The organism is Enterobacter sp. E14S (assembly GCF_055666685.1).
The window spans coordinates 495,424-515,822 of sequence record NZ_JBVODQ010000003.1; the positions used below are offsets into that span (position 1 = coordinate 495,424).

General features: G+C 53.5%; 21 protein-coding genes. 16 read left to right on the forward strand and 5 right to left on the reverse strand.

The window, feature by feature from the left end:
- Positions 1–42: 42 nt before the first annotated feature.
- Positions 43–525 carry a zinc ribbon-containing protein gene (locus ACZ6J2_RS10535; protein WP_029740138.1) on the reverse strand — a complete coding sequence of 161 codons (483 nt, stop codon included), beginning with the start codon at positions 523–525 and terminating at the stop codon, positions 43–45.
- A gap of 214 nt (positions 526–739) precedes the next feature.
- Here ACZ6J2_RS10535 and leuS point away from each other — a divergent pair, with 214 nt between their 5' ends.
- The 14 genes from leuS (at position 740) to lipA (ending at position 15,704) form a co-directional block, all read left to right on the forward strand.
- A complete protein-coding gene (gene leuS, locus ACZ6J2_RS10540; protein ID WP_471725667.1) occupies positions 740–3,322 on the forward strand; it encodes a leucine--tRNA ligase in 2,583 nt (860 codons plus the stop codon).
- A 14-nt stretch (positions 3,323–3,336) separates the two neighbouring features.
- Positions 3,337–3,906 carry an LPS assembly lipoprotein LptE gene (lptE, locus tag ACZ6J2_RS10545; protein WP_471725668.1) on the forward strand — a complete coding sequence of 190 codons (570 nt, stop codon included), beginning with the start codon at positions 3,337–3,339 and terminating at the stop codon, positions 3,904–3,906.
- Positions 3,906–4,931: a DNA polymerase III subunit delta gene (gene holA, locus ACZ6J2_RS10550; RefSeq protein WP_471725723.1), complete on the forward strand. Its 1,026-nt coding sequence runs from the start codon at positions 3,906–3,908 to the stop codon at positions 4,929–4,931. The genes lptE and holA overlap by 1 nt, the downstream gene beginning before the upstream one ends.
- A complete protein-coding gene (gene nadD / locus ACZ6J2_RS10555) occupies positions 4,931–5,596 on the forward strand; it encodes a nicotinate-nucleotide adenylyltransferase (RefSeq protein WP_029740134.1) in 666 nt (221 codons plus the stop codon). The genes holA and nadD overlap by 1 nt, the downstream gene beginning before the upstream one ends.
- A gap of 269 nt (positions 5,597–5,865) precedes the next feature.
- On the forward strand, positions 5,866–6,183 hold the full coding sequence (gene rsfS / locus ACZ6J2_RS10560; protein WP_023334893.1) for a ribosome silencing factor: 318 nt from the start codon (positions 5,866–5,868) through the stop codon (positions 6,181–6,183).
- 3 nt (positions 6,184–6,186) lie between these two features.
- On the forward strand, positions 6,187–6,654 hold the full coding sequence (gene rlmH / locus ACZ6J2_RS10565; RefSeq protein WP_023310748.1) for a 23S rRNA (pseudouridine(1915)-N(3))-methyltransferase RlmH: 468 nt from the start codon (positions 6,187–6,189) through the stop codon (positions 6,652–6,654).
- 28 nt (positions 6,655–6,682) lie between these two features.
- The gene (gene mrdA, locus ACZ6J2_RS10570; RefSeq protein ID WP_032638848.1) at positions 6,683–8,584 is read left to right on the forward strand and encodes a peptidoglycan DD-transpeptidase MrdA; all 1,902 of its coding nucleotides are present in this window, start codon (positions 6,683–6,685) and stop codon (positions 8,582–8,584) included.
- A gap of 2 nt (positions 8,585–8,586) precedes the next feature.
- Entirely contained in the window at positions 8,587–9,699 is a 1,113-nt protein-coding gene (gene mrdB, locus ACZ6J2_RS10575; protein ID WP_023310746.1) for a peptidoglycan glycosyltransferase MrdB, read from the forward strand.
- A gap of 16 nt (positions 9,700–9,715) precedes the next feature.
- Positions 9,716–10,828: an endolytic peptidoglycan transglycosylase RlpA gene (rlpA, locus tag ACZ6J2_RS10580; RefSeq protein ID WP_471725669.1), complete on the forward strand. Its 1,113-nt coding sequence runs from the start codon at positions 9,716–9,718 to the stop codon at positions 10,826–10,828.
- A gap of 139 nt (positions 10,829–10,967) precedes the next feature.
- Positions 10,968–12,179 carry a D-alanyl-D-alanine carboxypeptidase DacA gene (gene dacA, locus ACZ6J2_RS10585; protein ID WP_032638844.1) on the forward strand — a complete coding sequence of 404 codons (1,212 nt, stop codon included), beginning with the start codon at positions 10,968–10,970 and terminating at the stop codon, positions 12,177–12,179.
- Positions 12,180–12,285: 106 nt separating this feature from the next.
- Positions 12,286–12,549, forward strand: coding sequence for a DUF493 family protein YbeD (gene ybeD, locus ACZ6J2_RS10590; RefSeq protein WP_006177135.1), 264 nt, complete (start codon positions 12,286–12,288; stop codon positions 12,547–12,549).
- A gap of 95 nt (positions 12,550–12,644) precedes the next feature.
- Positions 12,645–13,286: a lipoyl(octanoyl) transferase LipB gene (gene lipB / locus ACZ6J2_RS10595; RefSeq protein WP_033144925.1), complete on the forward strand. Its 642-nt coding sequence runs from the start codon at positions 12,645–12,647 to the stop codon at positions 13,284–13,286.
- 291 nt (positions 13,287–13,577) lie between these two features.
- Positions 13,578–14,531: a YbeF family transcriptional regulator gene (locus ACZ6J2_RS10600; RefSeq protein ID WP_032665064.1), complete on the forward strand. Its 954-nt coding sequence runs from the start codon at positions 13,578–13,580 to the stop codon at positions 14,529–14,531.
- A gap of 207 nt (positions 14,532–14,738) precedes the next feature.
- Positions 14,739–15,704 (forward strand): lipoyl synthase, encoded by a 966-nt coding sequence (gene lipA, locus ACZ6J2_RS10605; RefSeq protein WP_471725670.1) that lies wholly within the window; start codon positions 14,739–14,741, stop codon positions 15,702–15,704.
- An 81-nt stretch (positions 15,705–15,785) separates the two neighbouring features.
- Here lipA and tatE read toward each other — a convergent pair whose 3' ends face one another.
- Entirely contained in the window at positions 15,786–15,989 is a 204-nt protein-coding gene (gene tatE, locus ACZ6J2_RS10610; protein WP_023310742.1) for a twin-arginine translocase subunit TatE, read from the reverse strand.
- Positions 15,990–16,114: 125 nt separating this feature from the next.
- Positions 16,115–16,903 carry a deaminated glutathione amidase gene (locus ACZ6J2_RS10615; RefSeq protein ID WP_471725724.1) on the reverse strand — a complete coding sequence of 263 codons (789 nt, stop codon included), beginning with the start codon at positions 16,901–16,903 and terminating at the stop codon, positions 16,115–16,117.
- Positions 16,904–16,970: 67 nt separating this feature from the next.
- Here ACZ6J2_RS10615 and crcB point away from each other — a divergent pair, with 67 nt between their 5' ends.
- The gene (gene crcB / locus ACZ6J2_RS10620; protein ID WP_471725671.1) at positions 16,971–17,354 is read left to right on the forward strand and encodes a fluoride efflux transporter CrcB; all 384 of its coding nucleotides are present in this window, start codon (positions 16,971–16,973) and stop codon (positions 17,352–17,354) included.
- 219 nt (positions 17,355–17,573) lie between these two features.
- Here crcB and cspE read toward each other — a convergent pair whose 3' ends face one another.
- Together cspE and pagP are read right to left on the reverse strand one after the other, a co-directional pair.
- The gene (gene cspE, locus ACZ6J2_RS10625) at positions 17,574–17,783 is read right to left on the reverse strand and encodes a transcription antiterminator/RNA stability regulator CspE (protein WP_002439184.1); all 210 of its coding nucleotides are present in this window, start codon (positions 17,781–17,783) and stop codon (positions 17,574–17,576) included.
- A 190-nt stretch (positions 17,784–17,973) separates the two neighbouring features.
- Positions 17,974–18,591: a lipid IV(A) palmitoyltransferase PagP gene (gene pagP, locus ACZ6J2_RS10630; protein ID WP_080298633.1), complete on the reverse strand. Its 618-nt coding sequence runs from the start codon at positions 18,589–18,591 to the stop codon at positions 17,974–17,976.
- A 393-nt stretch (positions 18,592–18,984) separates the two neighbouring features.
- Between pagP and dcuC the strand changes: the two genes are divergently transcribed.
- Complete coding sequence (gene dcuC, locus ACZ6J2_RS10635) at positions 18,985–20,352, forward strand: anaerobic C4-dicarboxylate transporter DcuC (protein ID WP_023310737.1); 1,368 nt, start codon at positions 18,985–18,987, stop codon at positions 20,350–20,352.
- Positions 20,353–20,399 lie beyond the last annotated feature (47 nt).

Consider the following 20,399-nt stretch of genomic DNA (forward strand, 5'->3'; position numbering starts at 1 on the left):
CCCTCTCCCACGGGGAGAGGGAGCTGAGAGTTTTGCTTTTATTTAGGGCTCAAACGGCCGACGCTGGAACTGATCGTGGCCGCATTTCGGGCACATCGGTAGAACATCCGGCGTATATACCGCAATATGGTGGTGGCAATTCTCGCACACCAGATTTCCCAAGCCGACCACCTCACCACTGTGATAAACACCGTGATGGTTCAAATCCTGAAAGACCTCACGCCACTCCAGCTGCGTTTTATCCGTGATGTCGGCCAGCTCTTGCCACAGGCTTTCTTTAATCACCCGCATAAAAACGCTGTCCGTGACCTCCTCCTGACTCTCCTGGTAGCTGCGCGCGAACTCTTCCAGATCGCGACGCACGGCGCGCGTCACCTCTTCCACTTCGGTTCGCGTTAACTCACCCGTTTGCGTCACGCGGGCACGCGCTTGCTCCACCAGCGCGTCGATATCTCGCTCGCCGTTACGCAGCCGTTCCGTCAGTGTCGCCACCAGTTCGCGGTAAAATTGAGCAACCTTGTTCATCATTTTGCCTCCCGGGTAAGTAACTATTTCTAATAATAGACCTTATTTCATCGCCGCTTTGTCAGGTGAAGCACAGACCCGGTAAATTCCTGCAAAGCGCATTTGTGCGAAAGGCTGTTTTGACGCGGGCGTTTGGGCTATGCTATGCGGATCTGAATTACCACATCCATTGGCTACATTTGTAGCTGTATTGAAAACAGGACCACTGGCTGCCATGCAAGAGCAATACCGCCCGGAAGAGATAGAATCAAAAGTCCAGCAACACTGGGACGAGAAGCGCACCTTTGAAGTAACCGAAGACGAGAGCAAAGAGAAGTATTACTGCCTGTCGATGCTTCCCTATCCTTCTGGTCGACTACACATGGGCCATGTGCGTAACTACACCATCGGCGATGTGATTGCACGCTACCAGCGCATGCTGGGCAAAAACGTTCTGCAGCCTATCGGCTGGGATGCGTTCGGTCTTCCTGCGGAAGGCGCGGCGGTCAAAAACAACACCGCACCGGCGCCGTGGACGTACGACAACATTGCGTACATGAAAAACCAGCTCAAAATGCTGGGCTTTGGCTATGACTGGAGCCGCGAGCTGGCGACCTGTACCCCGGAATACTATCGCTGGGAGCAGAAGTTCTTCACCGAGCTGTACAAAAAAGGCCTGGTGTATAAGAAGACCTCTGCCGTTAACTGGTGTCCGAATGACCAGACCGTTCTCGCGAACGAACAGGTTATCGACGGCTGCTGCTGGCGCTGTGACACCAAAGTTGAGCGTAAAGAGATCCCACAGTGGTTTATCAAAATCACCGCTTACGCTGATGAGCTGCTGAACGATCTGGATAACCTCGATCACTGGCCAGATACCGTTAAGACCATGCAGCGCAACTGGATCGGCCGTTCTGAAGGCGTGGAGATTACCTTCAACGTTGAGAACTACGACCAGACTCTGACTGTCTACACCACCCGTCCGGACACCTTCATGGGCGCGACCTACCTGGCCGTAGCCGCAGGTCACCCGCTGGCGCAGAAAGCAGCGGAAAACAATCCGGAGCTGGCGACCTTCATCGACGAGTGCCGCAACACCAAAGTGGCCGAAGCCGACATGGCGACGATGGAGAAAAAAGGCGTCGCGACAGGCTTCTATGCGAAGCATCCGCTGACTGGCGAAGCGATTCCTGTCTGGGCAGCGAACTTCGTGCTGATGGAGTACGGTACAGGCGCGGTAATGGCCGTTCCGGGTCACGATCAGCGCGACTACGAGTTTGCCACCAAATACAGCCTGCCGATTAAAGCCGTTATTCTGGCCGCCGATGGTTCTGAACCCGATCTGTCCGAACACGCGCTGACCGAAAAAGGCACCCTGTTCAACTCCGGTGAATTCAGCGGCCTGAGCTTCGAAGAGGGCTTCAACGCCATCGCCGATAAGCTGGCCTCTCTGGGCGTGGGCGAGCGTAAAGTTAACTTCCGTCTGCGCGACTGGGGCGTGTCCCGTCAGCGTTACTGGGGCGCGCCAATCCCAATGGTGACGCTGGAAGATGGCACTGTGATGCCAACGCCGGAAGATCAGCTCCCGGTGATCCTGCCGGAAGACGTGGTCATGGACGGTATCACCAGCCCGATCAAAGCCGATCCTGAGTGGGCAAAAACCACCGTCAACGGTCAGCCTGCGCTGCGTGAAACCGACACCTTTGACACCTTTATGGAGTCATCCTGGTACTATGCGCGCTACACCTGCCCGCAGTATCAGGACGGTATGCTCGATTCCGATGCGGCGAACTACTGGCTGCCGGTTGATATCTACATCGGCGGCATCGAACACGCCATCATGCACCTGCTCTACTTCCGCTTCTTCCACAAACTGATGCGTGATGCAGGCATGGTGAACTCTGACGAACCAGCAAAACAGCTGCTGTGTCAGGGCATGGTGCTGGCAGATGCGTTCTATTACGTCGGTGCTAACGGCGAGCGTAACTGGGTTTCTCCGGTTGATGCGATCGTCGAGCGCGACGAGAAGGGCCGTATCGTTAAGGCAAAAGACGCCGAAGGTCATGAACTGGTCTATACCGGCATGAGCAAGATGTCCAAGTCGAAAAACAACGGCATCGATCCGCAGGTAATGGTTGAGCGTTACGGTGCGGACACCGTGCGTCTGTTCATGATGTTTGCCTCTCCGGCCGACATGACCCTGGAATGGCAGGAGTCTGGCGTGGAAGGCGCGAACCGCTTCCTGAAACGCGTCTGGAAACTGGTTTACGAACACACTGCACTGGGCGATGCCCCGGCGCTGAACGCCGCCGCACTGACTGAAGATCAGCAGGCGCTGCGTCGTGATGTTCATAAAACGATTGCGAAAGTGACCGATGATATTGGTCGTCGTCAGACCTTCAATACCGCAATTGCGGCTATTATGGAACTGATGAACAAGCTGGCGAAGGCTCCGCAGGACGGCGAGCAGGATCGTGCCTTAATGCGTGAAGCGCTGCTTGCTGTTGTTCGCATGCTCAACCCGTTCACTCCGCACGTCAGCTTCTCCCTGTGGCAGGAGCTGAAAGGCGAAGGCGATATTGACAACGCGCCGTGGCCGCAGGCTGACGAAGCAGCGATGGTGGAAAACACGACGCTGGTTGTGGTCCAGGTAAACGGCAAAGTCCGCGGTAAAATTACCGTGGCGGTCGATGCAACCGAAGAACAGGTTCGCGAGCGCGCGGGCCAGGAACCTCTGGTCGCAAAATATCTTGAGGGCGTTACCGTACGTAAAGTGATCTACGTACCGGGTAAACTGCTCAATCTGGTCGTTGGCTAAGCGCGGGAGGAAACGTGCGACAACTGGCAACAATACTCTTATCACTGGCGGTGCTTGTCACCGCTGGCTGTGGCTGGCACCTGCGCAATACCACGGCGGTGCCTGCTGAGATGAAAACGATGATTTTCGACTCATCGGATCCGAATGGTCCACTCAGCCGGGCAGTTCGTAATCAGCTGCGTCTGAACGGCGTTGAGCTTGTTGAGAAACAAACGCTGCGCCAGGATGTGCCGTCTCTGCGTATCATCGGAGCAGGTCTGTCGAGAGATACGGCCTCTATCTTCCAGGACGGTCGTACAGCTGAATATCAGATGGTGCTGACGGTCAACGCAGCGGTCCTGATCCCGGGTAAAGACATCTATCCGATCAGCGCGAAAGTGTATCGTTCGTTCTTCGATAACCCGCAGACGGCGTTGGCAAAAGATGCCGAACAGCAGATTATCATCAACGAAATGTACGACAAGGCGGCGGAACAGCTGATCCGTAAACTGCCAGGTATTGCAGCGTCTACCCGACAAGGCTCTGACATTGTTGAAAAACCGGTTGCCGGCACGCTTCCTGCTGCTAACTCTCTGGGTAAATGATGATCAGGCTGTATCCTGAACAACTCCGCGCGCAGCTCAAAGAAGGGCTGCGCGCGGCATATCTGCTTCTTGGAAACGATCCGTTATTGCTTCAGGAAAGCCTGGATGCCGTGCGGCATGAAGCCGCCTCTCAGGGTTTCGATGAACACCACACCGTCCAGCTGGATAACAGCACCGACTGGAATGCCCTCTTCTCACTCTGTCAGGCGATGAGCCTTTTTGCGTCGCGCCAGACTATTCAGATCCTGCTGCCTGAGAACGGCCCTAACGCGGCCATCAATGAACAGCTGGCGACGCTGGTCAGCCTGCTTCACAGCGATCTGCTGCTGATTGTGCGCGGCAACAAGCTCACCAAAGCGCAGGAAAATGCGGCGTGGTTCACCCAACTCGCAGCCCACGCGGTACAGGTTACCTGTCAGACGCCTGAACAGGCGCATCTGCCAAAATGGGTGGCAGCGAGAGCGAAGCAGAACAACCTTCAGCTGGATGATGCGGCGAACCAACTGCTCTGCTACTGCTATGAAGGTAACCTGCTGGCCCTGGCGCAGGCGCTGGACAGACTCTCACTGCTCTGGCCAGATGGCAAGCTGACCTTGCCGCGCGTCGAGCAGGCCGTTAACGACGCGGCGCACTTCACGCCGTTCCACTGGGTGGACGCGCTGCTATCGGCGAAAAGCAAACGCGCCCTTCATATTCTGCAACAGCTGCGTCTCGAAGGGAGCGAACCGGTTATTCTGCTGCGTACGCTGCAGCGCGAATTGCTGCTGCTGATTACGCTCAAGCGTCAGTCTGCCCATACGCCGCTGCGTTCGCTCTTTGATAAACACCGCGTGTGGCAAAATCGCCGGGCTTTGACCACCGAGGCCGTCAACCGCCTGAGTCACGAACAGCTTCGTCAGGCTGTACAGCTTCTGATGCGCGCTGAGCTCACGTTAAAACAAGATTACGGTCAGTCGGTCTGGGCGGAGCTGGAAAGTCTTTCTCTCCTGCTCTGCCACAAGGCGCTGGCAGACGTTTTTATTTAATGGATAGTATGCATTCTTTACAGGCCTTATATGGCGGCACCTTCGACCCGGTACATTACGGGCATCTGAAGCCGGTTGAAATTCTGGCAAATCTGATCGGCCTTCAGCGCGTCACCATCATGCCCAACAATGTCCCGCCCCATCGTCCACAGCCCGAGGCGACCAGCGAGCAGCGAAAAGAGATGCTTGCCCTTGCCATCGCAGATAAACCGCTATTCCGCCTTGACGAGCGTGAGCTGCGTCGCGACACGCCCTCCTGGACGTCTCAGACGCTTCAGGAGTGGCGCGCCGAACAAGGACCAGACCAGCCGCTGGCTTTTATCATCGGCCAGGATTCCCTGCTGAATTTCCCTACGTGGCATCAGTATGAAACCATCCTGGAGAACAGCCACCTGCTCGTCTGCCGCCGTCCCGGCTATCCGCTGACCATGCGCGAAGAGCAGTACCAGCAGTGGCTGGAAGACCATCTCACCGATAATGTTGAAGATCTTCACAACCAGCCTGCCGGAAAGATCTATCTGGCGGAAACGCCGTGGTTTGATATCTCTGCAACCCTCATTCGCGAGCGTTTACAGCAGGGTTTAGCGTGTGACGATCTGCTGCCGACCCCGGTGCTGGCCTATATCCATGCGCACGGTTTGTATCAGAAAAGCGCAGATGAATAGCCGGAGAGCATAAAAAGCGGCTTATTGTTTATCCTGCCTTGACAGGGTAAGCCATACTGTTATTCTCCGCTGCCAGACTTTCCCGCCGATCATTGCTTTACAGAAATTGTTTTACAAAAATGGCAATGCAATCTCAGGCGGAGGGTGGGATGATACCCGCCTTCAAAAGCCCGGCCGGAGACATTTGTCCCGACGCAGGCGTGAGTTCAGGTATACTGTCTGGCTACGAATTCAAAGTTTTACAATCTCATTCACCCCAGGGGGAAAACTTGCAGGGTAAAGCACTCCAGGATTTTGTTATTGACAAAATTGATGACCTGAAAGGTCAGGACATCATCGCTATCGACGTTAAGGGTAAATCCAGTATTACCGACTGCATGATCATCTGCACCGGTACATCGACGCGTCATGTTGTTTCAATTGCCGATCACGTGGTTCAGGAATCGCGTGCAGCAGGGCTGTTGCCGCTGGGTGTTGAAGGTGAAGCGACGGCTGACTGGGTGGTAGTCGACCTCGGCGATGTGATTGTCCACGTCATGCAGGACGAGAGCCGTCGCCTGTATGAGCTGGAAAAACTCTGGGGTTAATGCGTGAAGTTACAGCTGGTCGCCGTCGGCACCAAAATGCCGGACTGGGTACAAACCGGTTTTACTGAATATCTGCGTCGTTTTCCAAAAGACATGCCGTTCGAGCTGGTGGAAATTCCCGCCGGGAAGCGCGGCAAGAACGCTGATATCAAACGTATTCTCGATAAAGAGGGCGAACTGATGCTGGCTGCCGCTGGCAAAAACCGCATCGTCACCCTCGATATTCCAGGTAAACCCTGGGATACGCCGCAGCTGGCGCAAGAACTGGAGCGCTGGAAGCAGGATGGTCGTGACGTCAGTCTGTTGATTGGCGGACCAGAAGGGTTATCCCCTGCCTGCAAAGCGGCGGCTGAACAAAGTTGGTCCCTCTCCGCGCTGACGCTTCCCCACCCGCTCGTTCGGGTACTGGTGGCAGAAAGCCTGTATCGCGCGTGGAGCATTACTACCAACCACCCCTATCACCGCGAGTAATGACTGACCAGGGTAGATTAAGCAGCGGATGAAACTACAGAATTCTTTTCGCGACTATACGGCTGAGTCCGCGCTGTTTGTGCGCCGGGCGCTGGTCGCCTTTACCGGGATTTTGCTGCTTACCGGCGTGCTGATCGCCAACCTCTATAATCTGCAAATTGTCCGCTTTACCGACTACCAGACGCGTTCAAACGAAAACCGCATTAAGCTGGTGCCTATCGCACCCAGCCGCGGCATTATTTACGATCGTAACGGCACCCCGCTGGCGTTGAACCGCACCATCTATCAAATCGAGATGATGCCGGAAAAAGTCGATAATGTTCAGGATACGCTGGAAGCGCTGAAAAGCGTTGTCGACCTTAACGATGACGATATTGCGGCCTTCAAAAAAGAGCGCGCCCGCTCTCACCGCTTCACCTCGATTCCGGTTAAAACCAATTTGACGGAAGTCCAGGTGGCCCGCTTTGCGGTGAATCAGTATCGTTTCCCCGGCGTGGAAGTGAAGGGATATAAGCGTCGCTACTATCCCTACGGCTCCGCGCTGACGCATGTGATTGGCTACGTTTCCAAGATTAACGACAAAGACGTCGACCGCCTTGATAAAGACGGCAAGCTGGCCAACTACGCTGCTACGCACGATATCGGTAAGCTGGGGATCGAACGTTACTACGAAGACGTCCTGCACGGCCAAACCGGCTATGAAGAGGTTGAGGTTAACAACCGCGGCCGCGTGATCCGCCAGCTGAAAGAAGTGCCGCCTCAGGCGGGGCATGACGTCTATCTGACGCTCGACCTCAAGCTTCAGCAGTATATCGAAACCCTGCTGGCGGGCAGCCGTGCAGCCGTTGTGGTCACCGATCCTCGTACCGGCGGCATCCTGGCAATGGTCTCCATGCCTAGCTATGACCCGAACCTCTTTGTTGACGGCATTTCCAGCAAAGACTATTCAGGTCTGCTGAATGACCCTAACACGCCGCTGGTGAACCGCGCGACGCAAGGGGTTTACCCGCCGGCATCGACGGTTAAACCGTACGTGGCGGTCTCTGCGCTGAGTGCCGGCGTCATCAACCGTAATACCAGCCTGTTTGACCCGGGTTGGTGGCAGCTGCCGGGTTCAGATAAGCGCTATCGTGACTGGAAAAAATGGGGCCACGGTCATCTCAACGTCACCAAATCGCTGGAAGAATCTGCGGATACCTTCTTCTATCAGGTGGCGTATGACATGGGTATCGATCGCCTGTCAGAGTGGATGAGCAAATTCGGCTACGGGCATTACACCGGCGTGGACCTTTCAGAAGAACGTTCTGGCAACATGCCAACGCGTGAATGGAAGCTGAAGCGCTTTAAAAAACCGTGGTATCAGGGTGACACCATTCCTGTGGGTATCGGTCAGGGCTACTGGACGGCGACGCCGCTTCAGATGAACAAGGCCATGATGATCCTCATCAATGACGGCGTGGTGAAAGTGCCGCATCTGCTACAGAGCACGGTTGAAGACGGCAAAAAAGTACCGTGGAACCAGCCGCACGAGGCCCCGGTGGGTGACATCCATTCCGGCTTCTGGGAAATTGCGAAAGACGGTATGTACGGCGTGGCAAACCGCCCGAACGGTACCGCGCATAAGTACTTCGCGGGTACACCGTACAAAGTGGCCGCGAAATCCGGTACTGCGCAGGTGTTTGGTCTGAAAGCCAACGAAACCTATAACGCGCACCGCATTGCTGAACGTCTGCGTGACCATAAGCTGATGACGGCGTTTGCCCCTTATGATAACCCGCAGGTCGCGGTGGCGATGATTCTGGAGAACGGCGGTGCCGGGCCAGCAGTAGGTACCATCATGCGCCAGATCCTTGACCACATTATGCTGGGTGATAACAACACCGAACTGCCGGCTGAAAACCCGGCCGCCGCTGCGGCGGAGGACCAATAATCATGACGGATAATCCAAATAAAAAATCGCTGTGGGATAAAATCCACATCGACCCAGCCATGCTGCTGATCCTGCTGGCTCTGCTGGTGTACAGCGCCCTGGTTATCTGGAGCGCCAGCGGCCAGGACATCGGCATGATGGAGCGCAAAATTGGCCAGATCGCCATGGGTCTGATCATCATGGTGGTGATGGCGCAAATCCCGCCGCGCGTCTACGAAGGCTGGGCGCCCTACCTCTACATCTTCTGTATTATTTTGCTGGTTGCGGTAGATGCGTTTGGCGCCATTTCAAAAGGGGCGCAGCGCTGGCTGGATCTGGGCGTTGTCCGCTTCCAGCCCTCGGAAATTGCCAAAATCGCCGTTCCATTGATGGTGGCACGCTTTATCAACCGCGACGTCTGTCCGCCGTCGCTGAAAAACACCGCCATCGCGCTGGTGCTGATTTTCCTGCCGACGCTGCTGGTTGCGGCGCAGCCTGACCTTGGCACCTCAATTCTTATCGCCCTTTCCGGCCTGTTTGTCCTTTTCCTGTCGGGACTGAGCTGGCGCCTGATTGGTATCGCAGTGGTGCTGATTGCAGCGTTCATTCCTATCCTCTGGTTCTTCCTGATGCATGACTACCAGCGCCAGCGCGTCATGATGCTGCTCGATCCGGAAACCGATCCGCTGGGCGCGGGCTATCATATTATTCAGTCCAAGATTGCGATTGGCTCCGGCGGTCTGCGCGGTAAAGGCTGGCTGCACGGCACGCAGTCGCAGCTGGAGTTTTTACCGGAACGCCACACCGACTTTATCTTTGCGGTACTGGCGGAAGAGCTGGGGCTGGTTGGCATCTTAATATTGCTGGCGCTGTACGTACTGCTGATCATGCGGGGATTGTGGATTGCAGCACGCGCGCAAACCACTTTTGGTCGCGTCATGGCCGGCGGGTTGATGCTGATTTTATTCGTTTATGTCTTCGTAAATATTGGTATGGTGAGTGGTATTCTGCCGGTGGTAGGCGTACCGCTGCCGCTGGTGAGTTACGGAGGCTCGGCACTGATCGTGTTGATGGCCGGGTTTGGTATCGTGATGTCGATCCATACCCACAGAAAAATGTTGTCAAAAAGCGTATAAAAATAAGGGGATCGGAATGCGTAAGCAGTGGCTGGGGATCTGCATCGCGGCAAGTTTACTTGCGGCCTGCACAAGTGATGATGGTCAGCAACAGGCAACCGTCGCGCCGCCGCAGCCTGCGGTGTGTAATGGCCCGATCGTTGAAATTAGCGGTGCCGATCCCGTTTATGAACCGCTGAATACCAGTGCCAACCAGGATTATGAGCGCGACGGCAAAAGCTATAGAATTGTTCAGGATCCTTCCCGTTTCAGTCAGGCGGGCTTTGCCGCCATTTATGATGCCGAGCCGGGCAGTAACCTGACGGCTTCCGGGGAAGCGTTCGACCCAATGCAGCTGACGGCAGCACACCCGACGCTGCCGATCCCGAGCTACGCCCGTATCACCAACCTGGCGAATGGCCGTATGATCGTCGTGCGTATCAACGACCGTGGTCCTTACGGGAATGACCGGGTGATTTCCCTCTCGCGCGCGTCTGCCGATCGCCTGAACACCTCAAACAACACCAAAGTTCGTATTGACCCGATTATCGTCGCACAGGATGGTTCGCTCTCCGGGCCGGGTACCGCGTGTACGACGGTGGCAAAACAGACCTATGCCCTTCCTGACCGCCCAAATCTTGACGGCGGAATGGGAAGCGTCTCGTCTCCGGCAGAGCCTGCTCAGCCGGGGGGAGAAATACGCCCGATCAGCAATGACACGCTGCAAAGCGAGGATGCTACCGGCGCGCCGGTAAAGAGTAGCGGCTTTCTTGGCGCACCGACGACCTTAGCCTCGGGCGTTCTGGAAGGCAGTGAGCCGACTCCAGCCCCTGCTCCCGTTGCTGCGCCAGCAACCCAGCCGGCTCCCGTAACGGCGCCGGCAGCCACGCAAAGCGCGGCGGTAGCGGCTCCAGCAGCGGCAAGCGGCAGCTATGTGGTTCAGGTAGGCGCAGTGAGCGATCAGGCCCGGGCCAGGCAGTATCAACAGCGTCTGAGCCAGCAGTTTGGCGTACCGGGACGCGTTGAGCAGAACGGCGCGGTCTGGCGCATTCAGATGGGGCCGTTTGCCAGCAAATCGCAGGCCGCGTCCCTGCAGCAGCGTCTGCAGAATGAAGCTCAACTTCAGTCATTTATCGCTGTTGCGAAATAATTAACCGGCGGTATCCGAATTGTCAGTTAGTGTAAAACACATTCACAAACTCATGCTTAAAGTCGGATGCCTGCCTGAATAGCATTTGCTATAGTAAGGCACTTTTTTTAATTCCATCACGGATGTCGTAGTTCTGACCATGAAGACCACTTTTTCTGCTCGTTTTGTGCAGCGCATGGCGCTGACCACGGCCCTTTGCGCTGCTGCGCTCTCTGCAGCTCACGCCGATGACCTGAATATCAAGACCATGATCCCTGGCGTTCCGCAAATCGACGCGGAATCCTACATCCTGATCGATTACAACTCTGGCAAAGTGCTGGCAGAACAGAATGCCGATGCCCGCCGTGACCCGGCCAGCCTGACCAAAATGATGACCAGCTACGTTATCGGCCAGGCGATGAAGGCAGGTAAATTCAAAGAATCGGATCTGGTCACCATCGGTAACGATGCGTGGGCAACCGGGAACCCTGTTTTCAAAGGTTCCTCTCTGATGTTCCTGAAGCCGGGTATGCAGGTTCCTGTTTCCCAGCTGATTCGCGGTATCAACCTGCAGTCTGGTAACGATGCCTGCGTGGCGATGGCCGACTTCGCCGCCGGCAGCCAGGATGCCTTCGTGGGCCTGATGAACAGTTACGTTAACGCGCTGGGTCTGAAAAACAGCCATTTCCAGACCGTACACGGCCTGGACGCAGACGGTCAGTACAGCTCCGCACGTGACATGGCCCTGATTGGTCAGGCGCTGATCCGCGATGTCCCTAATGAATACTCTATCTATAAAGAGAAAGAGTTCACCTTCAACGGTATTCGCCAGACCAACCGTAACGGCCTGCTGTGGGATAACAGCCTGAACGTTGACGGCATCAAAACTGGCCACACCGACAAAGCGGGCTACAACCTGGTGGCCTCTGCCACTGAAGGTCAGATGCGTCTGATCTCTGCCGTGATGGGCGGCCGCACCTTTAAAGGTCGTGAAACAGAAAGCAAGAAACTGCTGACCTGGGGCTTCCGCTTTTTCGAAACCGTGAATCCACTGAAAGCAGGCAAAGAGTTTGCGTCTGAACCCGTCTGGTTCGGCGACAACGACCGTGCTTCACTCGGCGTTGATAAAGACCTCTACCTGACCATTCCGCGCGGTCGTATGAAGGATCTGAAAGCCAGCTACGTGCTGAACAGCACCGAGCTGCATGCCCCACTGCAGAAAAACCAGGTTGTGGGCACGATCAACTTCCAGCTGGATGGAAAAACGATCGATCAGCGTCCGCTGGTTGTCCTGCAAGAAATTCCTGAAGGCAATTTCTTCGGCAAAATCATTGATTACATTAAATTGATGTTCCACCACTGGTTTGGTTAAAAATTGAACACTTGAAAGTGTGATTTTGATCCCCATATACTAAGTATCCTGATAACTCCCACCTGACGTGGGAGTTATTATTTTTTGACGTTACGCCGGAGCTGACATGAAAACCAAACTTAACGAACTGCTTGAATTCCCTACCTCATTTACCTACAAAGTAATGGGTCTGGCGAAACCTGAGCTGGTTGATCAGGTGGTTGAAGTGGTACAGCGCCATGCGCCGGGTGACTACTCTCCGTCAGTAAAACCAAGCAGCAAGGGCAACTACCACTCTGTCTCTATTACCATCACTGCGACACACATTGAGCAGGTTGAAACGCTGTACGAAGAGCTCGGCAATATCGAAATTGTTCGTATGGTGCTGTAGTCCCTTTGCGGTTACCCGGTTTGCCGGGTAACCCCTCTCCCCCGCTGTGATATACTCCCCCACATCTTTTGTCCCTCGTCTTCGGAGACGCAGTTTTGTATCAGGATAAAATTCTGGTCCGTCATCTCGGCCTGCAACCTTATGAGCCTGTCTCCCAGGCTATGCATGACTTCACCGATTCTCGCGATGACAGCACCCCAGATGAGATCTGGCTGGTCGAACACCTGCCGGTATTTACGCAGGGCCAGGCGGGTAAAGCAGAGCATTTGTTAATGACGGGAGATATCCCGGTTATTCAGAGCGATCGCGGCGGTCAGGTCACTTATCATGGCCCCGGGCAGCAGGTGATGTACGTCCTGCTCAATCTGAAGCGCAGAAAGCTGGGCGTGCGTGAACTGGTTACCTTACTGGAACAAACTGTCGTCAACACGCTGGCGGAATATGGTATTGACGCGCATCCACGCGCCGATGCGCCTGGCGTCTACGTTGGGGAAATGAAGATCTGCTCTCTGGGGCTGCGTATTCGTAAAGGTTGCTCATTCCATGGCCTGGCCTTGAATATTAATATGGACCTTGCGCCTTTCCAGCGCATTAACCCCTGCGGCTACGCCGGCATGGAAATGACGCAAATGCGTCAGTGGGTTGAAACCGCTACGCCAGAACATATTCGTCCCGTGCTTTTAAAGCAGATGTTAGCGCTACTTAACAATCCCCCATACGAATATATCCCTGCTTAATACATCATACAACATGGCTCGATAATTTGGCGGGCCACTGTTTATTTACCGCTTTTGCACTTTACAATAATCCACAGATTCTATATTTTCGAAGCGCCCGAATATTACCGCCACATATTATTTAGCCTCCAGTAAGCATAGCAAACACGGCATAAGTAAGGTGAGCAATTATCACACAACCGTTTGCCCTTGATAAACAAGTGAAACAAAACCAACACTTTACGAATCTCTACAAGCATAATAAATAAATTCAACTATCATTCATATTGTGAATGTATACGGAGTGAAAGCGTGGAGTATAATAATTTACCAGCCAAACGACTGAATGAACCCGGTGGCGAAGACAAGCCGCAAATTTTTCGGACTTTACGTAATATTGATCTCAATTTACTGACTATTTTTGAGGCGGTATATGTCCATAAGGGTATCGTTAACGCTGCGAAAATTCTTAATCTCACGCCATCAGCAATAAGCCAGTCAATCCAAAAGCTACGCGCTATATTTCCCGACCCGTTATTTATCCGTAAGGGCCAGGGGGTAACGCCGACGGCTTACGCCACGCATCTCCACGAGTACATCAGCCAGGGGCTGGAGTCGATTCTGGGCGCACTGGATTTAACCGGGAGCTATGATAAGCAGAGAACCATCACCATCGGCTGTTCCCCTTCTGTAGGGGTGCTGGTGATGCCGGCGATCTTCCAGGCCGTGAAAGAACATGCTCCGCAGCTCCTGCTTCGCAATGTGCCTCTCAATGAACCAGACATTCAGCTTGCCCAGTTCCAGACGGACCTGATTATTGAGAGCGGCAGCTTCAGTGCAAGAGCGCTGGGGCAAAATGTGCTTTATGCGGATAACCTGGTACTGGTTTGCCGCCAGCAGCATCCTGCTCTTAGCGAGCCGTTAACCATCGAAAACCTGCGCAACTACGATCACTCATCTTTCATGACCGAAGGGCAATCTAATCATGCACTTCGTCAGCGTATTGATGAAATTTTCCCGGAACGTCAGATCAGCTTCAGCAGTTACAATATGTTTACCACCGCATCCCTGATCGGCAGCAGCGACATGCTGTGCGTTATGCCATCACGCCTGTACAGCCTGCTACAAAAATGCTGGCCGCTGGAAAGCATCCCGCTCAGTCAGCTTAATGCGGAATCTATCGAGATTTCACTGCATTACAACAAGCTGAGTTTGCGCGATCCGGTCCTGGAAAACGTCATCCGCATTATCCGTCAGGCCTTCTGACAGGTTTTGCCAGCACAAGCCCCTGCAACCCGCAGGGCAAAAGGCACAAAACAACAACTATTTTACAAATTGGCGATCTGGCAGGCTGCTTTAACGACCGTTTCAATGATATACTGCCTGTCGTTCGTTCAAAAATAGTTGATAAATACAACATTCCCTTGAATTGAAACGCTTTCCTTCGATATTCGCAACTGGAACACGCACGCTATGAGTAAACCCATTGTGATGGAACGCGGTGTTAAATACCGCGATGCCGATAAAATGGCCCTTATCCCGGTTAAAAACGTGGCTACAGAGCGCGAGGCGCTGTTAAGAAAACCGGAATGGATGAAAATCAAACTTCCGGCCGACTCTTCGCGTATCCAGGGGATCAAAGCGGCGATGCGCAAGAATGGCCTTCACTCCGTGTGTGAAGAAGCCTCTTGTCCGAACCTTGCTGAATGTTTCAATCACGGTACCGCGACGTTTATGATTCTGGGTGCTATCTGTACCCGCCGCTGCCCGTTCTGCGATGTTGCTCATGGCCGTCCAGTCGCACCTGATGCTAACGAGCCCCAGAAACTGGCGCAGACCATCGCCGACATGGCGCTGCGTTATGTGGTTATCACATCCGTTGACCGTGACGACCTGCGTGACGGTGGTGCTCAGCACTTCGCCGACTGCATTACGGCCATTCGCGAGAAAAGCCCTAACATCAAAATCGAGACGCTGGTGCCTGACTTCCGCGGCCGTATGGACCGCGCGCTGGATATCCTGACCGCGACGCCGCCAGATGTCTTTAACCACAACCTGGAGAACGTGCCGCGTATCTACCGTCAGGTGCGTCCAGGCGCAGACTACAACTGGTCCCTGAGGCTGCTGGAGCGTTTCAAAGAAGCGCATCCACATATTCCGACCAAGTCTGGTCTGATGGTGGGCCTGGGTGAAACCAATGATGAAATCATCGAGGTGATGCGCGATCTTCGTCGCCACGGTGTGACCATGTTGACCCTGGGACAATATCTGCAGCCAAGCCGCCACCACCTGCCGGTACAGCGCTACGTGAGCCCGGACGAGTTCGATGAAATGAAAGCCGAAGCGATGGCGATGGGCTTCACCCACGCTGCCTGCGGCCCATTCGTTCGCTCCTCATATCATGCCGATATGCAGGCTAAAGGCGAAGAAGTCAAATAATGCTGTAATATTCATTTACAGTAATACAAAAAAACCGGCCTCATGAGCCGGTTTTTTTTCGCAAGCCCTCAGGCGTTGCTGTCACTCTTTGTGAGAAAGCTTGTCTGCCGGGACGTCATCCTCGGCGCTTTTCTTCGCCGCTGCATCATCATCGTTCATCGCTTTCTTAAAGCCTTTGATGGCAGCCCCCAGGTCACCACCCAGCGTGCGTAACTTCTTGGTACCAAACAGCAGGACGACCAGTGCGGCAACCACCAGCAGTTTGGTAATACTAATCTCACCCATAGATACCTTCTTTACTTAAAACAGGCTGCATTCAGCGCCAAAACCTGACTGTATTAACGGTCATTTTGCGCGTGCACACAATAGCAATCTGTAACAAGGTGAATCAAGCATTGTTGAAAAAAACATCACAATAATTGCGGTGGCGCAAACCGACGATTGCGAAGAACGGGTAATTGCTGACGCGCAAGCGCGATTCTCTCTAAGTTTATCTCCGCCACCAGCAAATGCGGGGCTTCAGCGGCGGCGGCGATCGTCACCCCCAGCGGATCAACCACCCTGCTTTGCCCGATGTTTTTCGTGCCACATTCCCCTGCGGCAACGACATAGCAGGTTGTATCCAGCGCGCGCGCCGCAAGCAGCGTTGCCCAATGGTGCTCTTTTAGCGGCCCTCTGACCCACGCGGCAGGCAGTACCAGCATGTCAGCCCCCTGCAGCGCCAGATGCAGCGCCAGCTCGGGAAAACGCAGGTCATAGCAGGTCATCAGTCCGATCTTAAATCCGTCAATCTCCAGCAGCGGAGGGATACTGTCTCCGGGATCAACGCGTCGCGACTCCTGGATGCTGAACGCATCATAGAGGTGAAGCTTGGCGTAGCGTGCGACGATGGCCCCGTCACGAATCGCCACAAGCGTATTCACTGCGCGACCCGGCGTGGAGGGAACATGGATCGTTAATATCGTCGTCAACGTATTGCCTGCGCTTTGGGCGAGCAATTGCTGTAAGAATTCGCCATCCAGCGGCTGCGCGGACTTCACGGACAAATCCGGGTCGTTATCAGCTCTGGCCAGCAGCGCCTCGGGGAGAACCAACAGCGACGCGCCTTTCTGCCGGGCCTGCATCATCAGGTTGACGCATGTTCTCGTATTCTCATGCCAGTCAGGCGTGACGGCAAACTGCCCTACCGCTACATACATATTTGTCCCCTCATCATAAACGGCGTTAAACTCGCTACTCTTACACATCAAATAGCAGGTATTTAGCGTGTTACAACTACTTTTAGCCGTTTTTATTGGTGGGGGAACGGGTAGCGTTGCGCGATGGTTTCTGAGTATGCGGTTTAACCACCTGCATCAGGCGATTCCCATGGGGACGCTCGCCGCAAACCTGATTGGTGCCTTTATCATTGGCATGGGGCTGGCCTGGTTTAACCGAATGACGCACATCGACCCAATGTGGAAGGTATTGATTACCACCGGATTCTGCGGCGGTTTGACCACCTTCTCAACCTTTTCTGCGGAAACGGTTTTTCTCTTTCAGGAAGGCCGCATTGGCTGGGCACTGATGAATATGGCGATCAATATGTTCGGCTCGTTTGCGATGACGGGGATCGCATTTTGGCTATTTTCTTCCGCAAGCGCGCATTAACAGCCGAACCGTTAATGTTGGCTTAATTTTTCTCTGTCACTCTGAATGCAATACTGAACGAGGGTGACAGAATGAAACAGAGTCTGATGAGCGCAGGAATGGTGTTGTTGAGCGTGCTGATCGTAGCCAGCTTCCTGAAAATGTATCTGCTTGGCTGATTCAAAACGAAAAAAACCCGCTCAGTGAGCGGGTTTTGAAATTCTTGCTGACGCGTCTGAATTACAGAGCGATTACGTTAGCAGCAGAAGGGCCTTTGGCACCGTTAGTGATTTCGAACTCTACACGCTGACCTTCAGCCAGAGTTTTGAAACCATTAGACTGGATTGCAGAGAAGTGTACGAACACGTCTTTGCTGCCATCTTCAGGAGTAATGAAACCGAATCCTTTGGACTCATTAAACCACTTAACGTTACCTTTAATCTTAGACATCAAAATTACCTTTACATTAAAAAACGACACAAATGCTGTGTCGGTTATCAGTACATCAATTGTGGGACCTTTTGTCCAGCGGATCTTTGATAAAAGGTGACTAAAGTCGCGTTAATTTTCACTGACAGATTTTTATCGCTTATGAATCAACAACTGCGCGTTTTATCACCAGCATGTAACGTTTTGTCAGTTAAAACTGAAAACGCATCCAGGCGAAGTAAACGTTACCGTTGTTGTACGTACCCGGGATGTAGGTCATCTGGAACGTTGCGGGACCATAGCCAATAGAGGCCAAAGGCAGCAGGACCGGGATCGGAATGTAGTTCCAGTTGTCACGTGCAGTGACCCCGGCGGTATAGCCCAAACCGACGTGGAAGTTCTCGTCCGCTAGCGGACGCCAGGTTTTCTCCCAACCATACCCCCCAATCGGCTCCCATTTATTAAACGAGTCTTTGAAGGCCATCAGATAGATGCCATGCCAGTTTCCCTTTTCATCCCAGCGCGACTGGCCAAAACCCGCGCCCCACGGACGCTCGTTGTATTTATCGGTTTTCTCTTTGTCATAAGCAAAACGCGCATGCCACGTTATTGCCGGGACATAGAGATCATAATGTTCAGGTGCCGTCCATGTCTGGGAAACATTATCCGTAAAGGTTGAGAACCAGCCTTTATCCGTCGCGTTGCCTTCTGCCTGTGCAACAGAAGAAAACGTTAACTGCCCAAAAATAAACAACAAAATAGAGAAAAATGTATTACGTACAATCACAATGCAATTACCATTCTTAGTATTCGAGGCAAAGTTTACCATAAAGTAGTTGAATCAATGCTTAACGACATCAGCGTTATTCCTAATTATTCGGGCTCTTTCCGGGAATATTCTTAAAGAAAGCGAGAGATACGTGCAAATAAGCCCACAAGGGGTGTGACTTTTCACATTACTCTTTGTTAATCAGTAATATGCAAAACCATACAAAACATTAACAATTTGTTATCATTAATGAGGCATGTTGCGCTATTTCTGACGGTCAAGGGCCGCATGACATAAATGTACTGGCCATGGCAAAACACGGTTGTTCGGTTCTCTAGTCGTCTGTTTATTGATTTTAATCAGCAAGAACAGGCCAATTATTCGGCACATTTTCATCCTTCTTTTTTTTATTGATTTTTTGTGCTCCATAGCAGCAAAGATACAGGGGAAATCATGCTTACGTTATTCGAACTCCTTATTGGAGTCGTCGTCATTGTCGGCGTCGCACGCTACATCATTAAAGGCTACTCGGCCACGGGCGTATTATTTGTCGGCGGTTTAACGCTGCTGATTATCAGCGCAATAATGGGGCACCAGGTGTTACCTGCCAGCGCGACCAGTACCGGTTACACTGCTACAGATATTGTTGAATACATTAAAATATTGCTCATGAGTCGCGGCGGTGACCTGGGTATGATGATCATGATGCTGTGCGGTTTTGCAGCCTACATGACCCACATCGGCGCCAACGACATGGTCGTTAAGCTTGCCTCTAAACCCCTGCAATACATCAACTCGCCGTATCTGCTGATGGTCGCCGCCTATTTCCTCGCCTGCCTGATGTCGCTGGCCGTTTCGTCAGCTACCGGACTTGGCGTACTGCTCATGGCGACGCTGTTCCCGGTCATGGTGAACGTCGGTATCAGCCGTGGCGCGGCTGCGGCAATTTGCGCGTCTCCGGCAGCGATTATTCTCTCCCCGACCTCCGGCGACGTTGTGCTGGCGGCAAAGGCGGCGGAGATGTCACTCATCGACTTCGCCTTTAAAACCACGTTACCGATCTCGATTGTTGCCATCGTGGGCATGGGGATCGCGCATTTCTTCTGGCAGCGCTATCTCGATAAGAAAGAAAACATCAGCCATGAAATGATGGACGTGAGTGAAATCACCACGACCGCTCCCGCGTTCTATGCCATTCTGCCGTTCACCCCGATTGTCGGAGTGCTGATTTTTGACGGCAAATGGGGTCCACAGCTGCACATCATCACCATTCTGGTCATCTGCATGCTGCTGGCCGCCGTGCTGGAGTTTGTGCGCGGTTTTAACACGCAAAAAGTCTTCTCGGGTCTGGAAGTTGCGTATCGCGGTATGGCGGATGCCTTCGCTGGCGTGGTTATCCTGCTGGTTGCAGCGGGCGTTTTTGCCCAGGGTCTGAGCACGATCGGCTTTATCCAGAGCCTGATTTCTATCGCCACCTCGTTCGGCTCCGCCAGTATTATCCTGATGCTGGTTCTGGTGGTGCTCACCATGCTGGCGGCGATGACCACCGGTTCCGGTAATGCGCCTTTCTACGCTTTCGTTGAGATGATCCCGAAACTGGCTCACTCTTCCGGTATTAACCCGGCCTACCTCTCCATTCCCATGCTGCAGGCGTCAAACCTCGGCCGGACCATTTCGCCGGTGTCGGGTGTGGTCGTCGCCGTTGCCGGGATGGCGAAAATTTCGCCATTCGAAGTCGTCAAACGCACCTCAGTGCCCGTTATAGTTGGTCTGATTATCGTGATTATCGCCACGGAAGTGCTGGTACCCGGCGCGGCCTAAGCTAAATTAGGGATATCCAAAAAGCGCCTGCGGGCGCTTTTTGTGCT